The organism is Rhodococcus sp. Q1, assembly GCF_004153645.1.
Lineage (GTDB): Bacteria > Actinomycetota > Actinomycetes > Mycobacteriales > Mycobacteriaceae > Rhodococcus > Rhodococcus gordoniae.
This window is the reverse complement of record NZ_SDMJ01000005.1, coordinates 339,092-349,346: the sequence shown is the minus strand read 5'-3', so window position 1 is coordinate 349,346 and position 10,255 is coordinate 339,092. Positions and strand designations below refer to the sequence as shown.

Genomic DNA, 10,255 nt, shown 5'->3' with positions numbered 1-10,255 from the left:
TTCTCCACGGCAAGCTGTTCGAAGGCCGGTATTCGGACTTCCCGGTCGGACGCCGTGCGATCGCCTTCCCGGACGTGTGGTCCAGTGGCTGCGCGTACGCGCATGATCGACGACTCCCGGGTCACCGCAGCGGGCCTGCGCCGGATTCTCACCGGCTTCCCGATTATCCCCGTGAGGGGCACCTTCGATTGTCTTGCCGCGGCCGAGTGTAGCCGCAGCCCGTGGGTTAGGGTTCACCGCCATGGGTTCACGCATCACCGTCGTCGGTATCGGGGCGGAGGGGTGGCCGGGCGTGCCCTCGGCCGTCCGGGAACGAATACTCGCCGCCGACGTTCTGCTCGGCGGCCGGCGGCACCTCGACCTGGTCCCCGCCGGGCGTGCGATGCGTGAGCAGTGGCCGTCGCCGCTGCTGCCGGGCCTCGACGATCTCCTCGAGCGGCACGCAGGCAGGGATGTCGTCGCCCTCGCGTCGGGCGATCCGCTGGTCTCCGGGATCGGCACCACCCTGATCCGTCGACTGGGCCGCGACGCCGTGCGGGTGGTCCCCGCCGTGTCCTCGGTGGCGCTCGCCCGCGCCCGCATGGGCTGGTCTGCGGAGGAATGTGAGACGGTCACCGTGGTGGGACGCGAGATCGACTCACTGCGACGGTTTCTCACACGCGGACGGCGGCTCGTGGTTCTCGTCGACGGAGCGCGGGTGCCGGACGTCGCGGCGCTGCTGTCCGACAGCGGGTTCGGCAACTCCCGTGTCTCGGTGCTGTCGAATCTCGGAGCGGATGCAGAATCCCGGATCGATTCGACAGCAGACGATCTCGTGAACGCATCGGTTCCGTCGTTGAGTCTGCTGTGCATCGAGGCCGACGGTTCCGCAGGACTGTCGGCAGCGCCCGGTCTCGCCGACGAGCTGTTCGAACACGACGGCCAGCTCAGCAAGCGGACCGTGCGTCTGGCCGCGGTGTGTGCTCTCGCGCCGCGTCCGGGGGAGCTGTTGTGGGACGTCGGTGCCGGTGCCGGTTCCGTCGGAATCGAATGGGCACGCACCGATCCCCGTTGCCGCACGATCTCGGTGGAGAGCAATGCAGGTCGCGCCGACGCGATCGAACGCAATGCTGCCGCGTTGGGTGTGCCGTCCGCCGTCCGCGTCGTCCGCGGGCCCGCCCCCGCTGCGCTCGCCGGTCTCGAAGCGCCCGGCGCGATCTTCGTCGGCGGGGGAGGAAGCCGCGACGGCGTGCTCGACGCGTGCTGGGACGCACTGACACCCGGCGGACGGCTCGTCGCGCACGCGGTGACCCTGGAGACCGAGGCCGTCCTGGTGCGGTGGTGGAAGGTGCACGGCGGTGAACTCGTGCGCCTGTCCGTCGAACACGCCGATCCGATCGGAACATTCACCGGCTGGCGCGCGCAACGACCCGTGGTGCAATGGAGTGCAGTGAAAGGTGAACGATGACCGTCCATTTCGTAGGCTCCGGACCGGGAGCGGCCGACCTGCTCACGCTGCGAGCGGTGAACCTGCTCCGTGAGGTCCCGGTCGTTCTGTACGCCGGTACCTATCTCGATGCCGAGACCCTCTCGCACTGCCGTGACGACGCCGAACTGATCGACACGCAACATCTGGACCTCGACGAGATCACCGCCCACCTCGTCGACGCACACCGGCGTGGGCTCGACGCGGTGCGGCTGTGCTCCGGCGACCCGTCGCTGTACTCCGCGCTCACCGAACAGACGCGACGACTCGACGCCGCAGGTGTGCCCTGGAACGTCACACCCGGTGTTCCGGCCTACGCCGCGGCGGCCGCGGCGCTCGGTACCGAACTGACCGTCCCCGAACTCGTACAGACGGTCGTGCTGACCCGCACCCAGGCCCGCTCCACCGCCATGCCCGACACCGAAGCGCTCGCGCGGGTCGCCGGGCTCCGGGCGAGTCTCGTCCTGCACCTGGCGATCACGCGCATCCGCGTCCTCGCCGAGGAACTCACGGTGGAGTACGGTGCCGACTGCCCCGTCGCGGTGGTCGCGTTCGCATCACGCCCGAACCAGATCGTGCTGCGCGGCACCCTCGCGGACATCGCCGACAGTGTCGAGGCAGCGGGGCTGAAGCACACCGCGGTGATCGTCGTCGGACGGGCACTCGGGGTACGGGAGCAACCCGACGTCGCTTGCTCGCACCTCTACGACCCCGCCCGCGAACGTCACGGCCTCGGATAGCGTTTCATCCTCGCGCACCGAAGCGGGGTTCGCCACGGTTGCAGCAGGGGCGAACCCCGCTTCGGCGAGCGAACCTGTCGACGATCCGGGGTGGACACCGCACGTCACGCGGTGGTCGACGATTCCGGAATCCGAACGTCGACCGACCGTTTCGTCCACACGGCACCGGTCGACGTCACCGACGTACCCGCCGCGCCGACGATGAGCAGGCACTTCATGTCGACGCTCGCCGGATCCAGTTTCTCGAGCGTCGTGACCTCGAGCGACTCGCCGGGCCGTCCCACATCGCGCCCGACCACGACGACGGTATCCGCCGGGCGATGTTTCAGCAGTACCGCTTTCGCATCGGCGACCTGCGTGGTGCGCGAGCGCGACGCCGGGTTGTAGATGCCCAGGACGAGATCGGCCTCGGCGACCGCCGCCAGTCGTTTCTCGATCACGTTCCACGGCTTGAGGCGATCCGACAGGCTCATCACCGCGAAGTCACCACCGATCGGGGCGCCGGCGCGCGCTGCCACGGCCTGCACCGCGGAGACACCCGGCAGGACGCGAATCGGTACGGACGCGTACTTCTCGTCCTGCGCGGCCTCGAAGACCGCCGACGCCATGCCGAAGACCCCGGCGTCACCACCGGAGACCACGGCGACCTTCTCGCCGGACAGGGCGAGATCGAGCGCGAATCGCGCGCGGTCCACCTCCACGGTGTTGCCACTCGAATGACGGTGCAGCCCGGTGCGAACCGGAACGCGGTCGACGTACGGTCCGTAACCGACGACGTGATCGACCTGCGCGAGCGCGTCCGCCGCTTCGGGTGTCAGCCACTTCTCGTCGGCCGGTCCCAGCCCGACGACGAGCAACTCGTTCGTCACATCCGCTTCCGGCGACTCCACGGCGACCGGCCGGGACCGGTCGCCGATCTCACGGTTCTTCGGCGCACGGTCGCCGGCGGTGAGGATCACCGAGAAGTAGGGCACCGCGTCCGCGTCGACGTCGGCGACCCGCAGGATGCGTTGCCGATCCATCGATGCGCGTTCGACGTAGACCGCGTCGTCGAGTCGACCGGACTGGGCGAGCGCCTCCCGGACGGCGGGGAACGTCCTGCCCAGCTTCATGATCGCCGCGCCGTCCGTGTCGGCGAGCCGACGTGCCAGCTCCGGGGTGGGAAGTGTGCCCGGCAGGATGGTGAGCACGTCGGTGCGGCGGACCATCGGCTCGGCTGCGGCAGCCGCAGCAGCGGACACCGACGTCACACCCGGTACCACCTCCGTCGGGTATCGCGGCGCGAGGCGGTCGTGCAGGTACATGTACGAGCCGTAGAACAACGGGTCGCCCTCGCACAGCACCACCACGGTGCGTCCCGCGTCGAGATGGGCGGCCAACCGGGCGGCGGACTCGTCGTAGAAATCGGCGATCGCACCGTCGTACCCGCCCGGGTGATCGGTGGTGCCCGTCGTCACCGGGTACACCAGCAGTTCCTCGATCATCCCGTCCGGGATGAGGTCGGCGGCGATCGACCGGGCGATGGACCGGCCGTGCGTGCCGGAATAGTAGGCGAGGACGTCCGCCTCGGCGATCAACCGCGCGGCCTTACGCGTGATGAGTTCGGGATCGCCGGGGCCGAGGCCCACTCCGTAGAACCTGCCGGACACCGTGTCGTTCATTCCTTCTCCTGCGCGAGTGCATTGATCGCGGACGACGCCATCGCCGACCCGCCGCGGCGGCCCCGCACCACCAGATGGGGTATCTGCAGCCGATGGTCGAGCAGTGCTTCCTTGGATTCGGCGGCGCCGATGAACCCGACGGGCACCCCGACGATCGCGGCCGGCCGGGGGGCGCCGGCGTCGAGCATCTCGAGGAGATGGAACAAGGCCGTCGGGGCATTACCGACCGCGACGACTGCGCCCTCGAGGCGGTCGGCCCACAGGGACACCGCCGCAGCGGAGCGGGTCGTGCCCCAGCGCTCGGCGAGTTCGGGGACACGCGGATCGGCGAGCAGACACACCACGTCGTTGCCGGCGGGCAGTCGTGTGCGGGTGACTCCCGACGCCACCATGTTCGCGTCGGTGAGGATCGGAGCGCCCGCGTTCAGCGCGGCGCGTGCGGCCGGAACAAGATCGGGATGGATCACGAGATCCCGTGCCAGATCGGTCTGTCCGCTCGCGTGGATCATCCGGACCGCGACCTTCTCCGCCGTCGCGGGGATCGCGGTCAGATCCGATTCGGCGCGGATCGTCGCGAACGACCGGACGTAGATCTCGGCACCGTCGGTGATGTAGTCGTACCGGCGAGGCGGCGCGGACGCGTGGGCAGGGTGCGGCGGTGGAAGAGTCACGGTGTGCTCCTGGCGAAGGCAAGGCGATGAGGCGAGTGCGGCGCGCCGCAGGCGCGTTCGCAGCCGACGACATGAATTCGGGAATCGATTGTGTTTCCGGCGACGAGCCGGCGAGCCGACGCTCGGGTGTCACCCTCGGCGAGGCTACACCCGGGCGCTCCCGTGCATGCGGTCACCCGCTGCCACGAGGATTCGGCAGCGGTCTCGAAGCCGACCTCCCGTAGCGCAACAGGATTCGATTCCACCGGAAGAACCAGTCCTCGCCAGGGGGTGACGACGACACCCCGATCCGGCAGGGCGGCCACCATGCCCGGGGTGAGAATTCCGAGCGGGACCAGCACCGATACCGTGCCGCCGAGTGTGCCGTACGGCATCGTGCAGGCCGGCGGACGGGGCGCTGGATCCCGGCCCCCGAGTTCGGCTCCGGCACCCGGGAGTTGGCGCACATGCCACACCGAATCCCGGATCCCGGCGAAGTGCCGGGCGAGCCGGATCAGTGTCGCCGGCACCTGCGCGAGCGGCACCGTCGGTCCTCGGAGGTCGCCGATCACGATCGTCGACACGGCGGGGTCGCGGAGGATCGCGGTCAGATCGCAGCGCATCGCGGCGATATCCCCGCGACCGTCGTCGATGCCGAACAGGAACCGTCCCGGCAGGTCGGCGAGCGCCGGATCGGCACACAACTCGGCGTCGAGTTCACGGACGAGCGGACGTACATCGGCGAGTCCTCCGCAGAGCCCCGTGAGGGGAGACGCGACGATGTTGCGCACCCGTTCGTGACTCGGCGAGGGCAACAGACCCGTCGCGGTCACGGCCTCGGACAGGGCCGACGGCACGGCTCCGCACGCGTCGAGTTCGATCCCTCTGATCTGCAGGTTTCCGCGCGACGTCAGGTGCACGTCGCCGTCCGCACAGGCAACCGAGACCGCGGACAATGCCCGAAGCGCACCGTCGGGGAGCTGTCCGCCGGGCACACGCAGGCGCACCAGCGCCCCGTCCGCAGCGACGTGCGGGCGGAGGATTCCGGGACACCGATCGGGAGGAAGAGGGGGTGGGAGAGCATCCACGGACGCACATGCTTGCACACCTTCCCGGCAACGTGCGCTACTCTCGGTTTGCCGTGGTGCTCGGGAAGCCGGTGAGAAACCGGCGCGGCCCTCGCCACTGTGAGCGGATAGTTGCTCGCCCTCGTCCGTACCGGTCCGCCGGTACGGAGGCCACTGGATCTCGGTCCGGGAAGGTCGGCGCAGCAGCGACGACCCGTCAGCCAGGAGACCGGCCACGGCACGTGAGGTCCACGAGGGTTTTGGAGACTGAACATGGCTGTACGCCTGTGTTTTCGGGTTGCGTCGTGACGCGCCTGACTTTGTTGTCGACGTCCGACACCGACCTGCTGTCGGCACGGTCGAGCGGTGCCGACTGGGTGCTCGGCAACCCGTCGCGCCTCGACGTGCCCACCGAACTTCCCGCGCTGCTCGACGGTTCCGGCCTGGTCGTCGTGCGGATCCTGGGTTCCGCACGCAGCTGGCGGGACGGACTCGACACCGTGCTGGCAACCGGGGTCCCGGTCGTCGTCCTGGGCGGTGAACAAACACCCGACGCCGAACTCATGGAGTATTCGACGGTTCCGATCGGCGTTGCGGCCGAGGCACATCGCTATCTCGCACACGGCGGGCCCACCAATCTCGACCAGTTGCACGCCTTCCTGACCGACACCGTGCTGCTCGGCGGTGAAGGCTTCGAACCGCCTGCCGAACTGCCCGAATGGGGCGTACTCGACCGGCCTGCGAGGCCGGCCGGCGAAGAGTTGCCCCGCGTGGGCGTGTTGTTCTACCGCGCGCACCACACCAGCGGAAACGTCCAGTTCGCGCACGATCTCGCCGACGCTGTCGACGCCACCGGCACGGCCCGCGGCGTCGTGATCCACTGCGCGTCGCTGCGCGGCGCGCCCACCGATCTCCTCGCCGAACTCGGTACCCTCGACGCGCTCGTCGTGACGGTGCTGGCAGCCGGTGGAACCAAACCCGCCACGGTGAGTGCCGGCGGTGAGGACGAGGCATGGGACGTCGGGGCTCTCGCCGCGCTCGACATCCCGATCCTGCAGGCCCTGTGCCTGACCTGGAGTCGCGAGGATTGGGCGGAGTCGGACGACGGTGTGTCGCCGCTGGATTCGGCAACGCAGATCGCGGTCCCCGAGTTCGACGGCCGCATCATCACGGTGCCGTTCTCGTTCAAGGAACTCGACGCCGACGGATTGCCCCGCTACGTCACCGACCCGGAACGGTGCCGTCGCGTCGCCGGTATCGCGGTGGCGCACGCACGACTGCGACACGTACCGCCGCCGCAGCGCCGGATAGCGATCATGCTGTCCGCCTACCCGACCAAACATTCCCGGGTCGGCAACGCCGTCGGTCTCGACACCCCGGTGTCGGCGATCCACATGCTGCGCGCTCTACGCGATGCCGGATACGACCTCGGCGACGGATTTCCCGGTATGGACCTCGAGGACGACACCGAGGCCGGCAACACCCTCATCCACGCCCTGATCGATGCCGGTGGGCAGGACGAGGAATGGCTCACCGCCGACCAGCTGGCCGGAAACCCGGTGCGTGTGACCACATCCGACTATCTCACGTGGACCGGCGATCTTCCGGCCGAGCTCACCGACGCCATGGCCGAGACGTGGGGGCCGGCCCCCGGGTCGCTGTTCGTCGACGGCAGCGGTGACGACACGGCAATCGTGCTGGCGACCCTGCAGGCCGGCAACGTGGTGCTGATGATCCAGCCTCCGCGCGGTTTCGGCGAGAACCCGGTGGCGATCTACCACGATCCCGACATGGCGCCGTCTCATCATTACCTCGCCGCGTACAAGTGGGTCGAGCACGGCTTCGGTGCCGATGCCGTGGTTCACCTGGGCAAACACGGTTCGATGGAATGGTTGCCCGGGAAGAACGCGGGCCTGTCCGCGGCGTGCGCGACCGACGCGGCCATCGGCAATCTGCCGCTGATCTATCCGTTCCTCGTCAACGATCCCGGTGAAGGCGCACAGGCGAAACGCCGTGCCCACGCGATCATCGTCGATCACCTGATCCCGCCGATGGCGCGCGCCGAATCGTACGGTGACATCGCGCGTTTGGAACAACTGCTCGACGAGTACTCCAATATCGCGGCGATGGACCCGGCCAAGCTGCCCGCGATCCGGGCTCAGATCTGGACGCTGATCCAGGCCGCGAAACTCGATCACGATCTCGGCCTCGACGACCGCCCGCACGACGCCGAGTTCGACGACTTCCTGCTGCACGTCGACGGCTGGTTGTGCGAGGTCAAGGACGCCCAGATCCGCGACGGCCTGCACGTCCTGGGCGCCGCGCCGGTCGGGGAGGCACGGGTGAATCTGGTGCTGTCGATCCTGCGTGCCGCGCAGGTGTGGGGCGGCAAGAGCAACGCCGTGCCCGGTCTGCGCACGGCACTCGGACTGAAGCCCGATGCCCCACTGGCCGAGGTCGACGGAATCGAAGGCGTTGCGCGGTCGCTCGTGCAGGCCATGGAGGACGACGACTGGCGTACCGAGTCCGCTTCGCGCATCGTCGAATCCGTCCTCGGCCATCCCGATACCGAGGTCGCTCGCGTACTCGCCTTCGCCGCCGAGGAGGTGGTGCCTCGCCTCGCGGGCACGACCGCCGAACTCGACGCCGTCCTGCACGCCCTCGACGGCGGGTACGTCCCTGCCGGACCGTCCGGCTCGCCGCTCCGTGGCCTGGTCAACGTGCTGCCGACGGGCCGCAACTTCTACACCGTCGACCCGAAGGCCGTGCCGAGCCGGCTCGCGTACGACACCGGCGTCGCACTCGCGAACAACCTGATCGAGCGGTATCTCGCCGATACGGGGGAGTACCCGCAGTCGGTGGGCCTGTCGGTGTGGGGGACATCCGCGATGCGCACCGCCGGCGACGACATCGCCGAGGTACTCGCACTGATCGGAGTGCGTCCCGAATGGGACGCCGAGTCGCGCCGGGTCCGTGAACTGACCGTGATTCCGCTCGAGGAACTCGACCGGCCGCGCATCGACGTGACCGTCCGTATCTCCGGTTTCTTCCGCGATGCGTTCCCGCACGTCATCGGCATGCTCGACGACGCGATCCGCATGGTCGCCGCCCTCGACGAACCCGACGAACAGAACTATGTGCGAGCGCATGCCCGGCGCGACGAAGCCGAGCACGGCGATGCCGATCGTGCGGTGCGCCGCATCTTCGGGTCGAAGCCCGGCTCGTACGGTGCGGGCATCCTGCAGCTCATCGACTCCGGCAACTGGCGCACCGACGCCGATCTCGCCGAGGTCTACACGGCGTGGGGCGGATTCGCCTACGGGCGCGGTGTGCACGGAGTTGCGGCCGCCGACGACATGCGCACGAACTACCGCCGGATCGCGGTGGCGGCCAAGAACACCGATACCCGTGAACACGACATCGCCGACTCGGACGATTACTTCCAGTACCACGGCGGCATGGTTGCGACGGTGCGGGCACTGACGGGCACCGACCCGAAGGCGTACATCGGCGACTCCACCACACCCGACGCGGTGCGGACACGCTCACTGGCGGAGGAGACCGCGCGGGTCTTCCGGGCGCGGGTCGTCAACCCGAGGTGGATCGGTGCGATGCGCCGGCACGGCTACAAGGGCGCGTTCGAACTCGCCGCCACCGTCGACTACCTGTTCGGTTACGACGCCACCGCCGGCGTGGTCGAGGGCTGGATGTACGAATCGCTCGCACAGAACTATGCACTCGACCCGGAGAACCAGGAGTTCCTCCGCGAAGCGAATCCGTGGGCGTTGCGCGGCATCATCGAACGCCTCACCGAGGCAGCCGATCGAGGGCTGTGGGCCGAACCGGACCCCGAGACGGTGAGCAGCCTGCAGCAGGCCTATCTCGACGTCGAAGGCGATCTCGAGGACCGCGCTTGAGAGTTCGGCTCATCGGTATCGGACCCGGGGGACCGGACGATCTCACGGTGGCGGCGGTGCGCGCCCTCGAAAGCGTCGACGTCTTCCTGGTGGCCGACAAGAACCGGGGTGTGGACGATCTCGTCGAGGTGCGCGAGGACATCCTGCGCCGCCACACCTCCGGTGCGTACCGGGTGATCGTGGTGGCCGACCCCCCTCGCGACCGGAATCCGGACCGGTACGGCGACGAGGTACGCGACTGGCACGCCGCCCGCGCCGAAGCCTACGAATCCGTTCTGCTCGAACAGGTTCGGGACGACGAAACCGTCGGATTCCTCGTATGGGGAGACCCGAGCCTGTACGACAGTACGATTCGTGTCGTCGACCGCATCCTCGGGCGAGGGAACGTGCGGTTCGACTACGACGTCGTTCCCGGAGTAAGCAGTGTGCAACTGCTGGCGGCCCGGCATCGTCTGGTGCTCAACACCATCGGCGGGCCGATCACCGTCACCACCGGACGCAGGCTGATGCGGGATGTCGCAGGGGGTGCCGCGAACATCGTGGTCATGCTCGACGGCGGCCTCGCCTGTGCAGACCTCGAGGGCCGGTGGAACATCTGGTGGGGTGCGAATCTCGGGACGAGCGACGAAGAACTCGTCGACGGTCCGCTCGCCGAGACGCTCCCCGCCATCCGTGAGGCCCGCATCCGCGCGAAACGGGCACGCGGATGGGTGATGGACACATATCTGTTACGGAAGGAATGGTGAAGAAGCCGA

Annotated in this window: 7 protein-coding genes and 2 riboswitches; of the genes, 4 read left to right on the top strand and 3 right to left on the bottom strand. The window is 68.8% G+C overall.

The annotated features are described in order from the left end of the window. Nucleotides 1–5: 5 nt before the first annotated feature. Nucleotides 6–201, bottom strand: a riboswitch (cobalamin riboswitch). Between the two features lie 40 nt (nt 202–241). After that, the gene (gene cbiE / locus EQ874_RS17345) at nt 242–1,447 is read left to right on the top strand and encodes a precorrin-6y C5,15-methyltransferase (decarboxylating) subunit CbiE (protein ID WP_129977550.1); all 1,206 of its coding nucleotides are present in this window, start codon (nt 242–244) and stop codon (nt 1,445–1,447) included. Beyond that, entirely contained in the window at nt 1,444–2,205 is a 762-nt protein-coding gene (locus EQ874_RS17340) for an SAM-dependent methyltransferase (RefSeq protein WP_026003397.1), read from the top strand. Before cbiE ends, EQ874_RS17340 begins: the two co-directional genes overlap by 4 nt. A gap of 104 nt (nt 2,206–2,309) precedes the next feature. On the opposite strand, the gene EQ874_RS17335 is transcribed toward EQ874_RS17340, so the two are convergent. From EQ874_RS17335 to EQ874_RS17325, 3 genes are read right to left on the bottom strand one after another with little or no spacing between them, the layout of a single operon-like run. Next, nucleotides 2,310–3,866 carry a precorrin-2 C(20)-methyltransferase gene (locus EQ874_RS17335; RefSeq protein ID WP_129977549.1) on the bottom strand — a complete coding sequence of 519 codons (1,557 nt, stop codon included), beginning with the start codon at nt 3,864–3,866 and terminating at the stop codon, nt 2,310–2,312. Continuing rightward, the gene (locus EQ874_RS17330) at nt 3,863–4,537 is read right to left on the bottom strand and encodes a precorrin-8X methylmutase (RefSeq protein ID WP_129977548.1); all 675 of its coding nucleotides are present in this window, start codon (nt 4,535–4,537) and stop codon (nt 3,863–3,865) included. Before EQ874_RS17330 ends, EQ874_RS17335 begins: the two co-directional genes overlap by 4 nt. Further along, entirely contained in the window at nt 4,534–5,523 is a 990-nt protein-coding gene (locus EQ874_RS17325) for a cobalamin biosynthesis protein CobG (protein WP_129977547.1), read from the bottom strand. Before EQ874_RS17325 ends, EQ874_RS17330 begins: the two co-directional genes overlap by 4 nt. A gap of 118 nt (nt 5,524–5,641) precedes the next feature. Beyond that, nucleotides 5,642–5,836: riboswitch (cobalamin riboswitch) on the top strand. 52 nt (nt 5,837–5,888) lie between these two features. On the opposite strand from EQ874_RS17325, the gene cobN reads away from it, so the two are divergent. Beyond that, a complete protein-coding gene (cobN, locus tag EQ874_RS17320; RefSeq protein WP_129977546.1) occupies nt 5,889–9,500 on the top strand; it encodes a cobaltochelatase subunit CobN in 3,612 nt (1,203 codons plus the stop codon). Further along, entirely contained in the window at nt 9,497–10,246 is a 750-nt protein-coding gene (cobF, locus tag EQ874_RS17315; RefSeq protein ID WP_129977545.1) for a precorrin-6A synthase (deacetylating), read from the top strand. The genes cobN and cobF overlap by 4 nt, the downstream gene beginning before the upstream one ends. Nucleotides 10,247–10,255: the final 9 nt, after the last annotated feature.

Excerpts from the sequence above, each read along its gene's own strand:
- cbiE (WP_129977550.1), top strand. The coding sequence starts at position 242 with ATGGGTTCACGCATCACCGTCGTCGGTATCGGGGCGGAGGGGTGGCCG.
- EQ874_RS17340 (WP_026003397.1), top strand. The coding sequence starts at position 1,444 with ATGACCGTCCATTTCGTAGGCTCCGGACCGGGAGCGGCCGACCTGCTC.
- EQ874_RS17335 (WP_129977549.1), bottom strand. The coding sequence starts at position 3,866 with ATGAACGACACGGTGTCCGGCAGGTTCTACGGAGTGGGCCTCGGCCCC.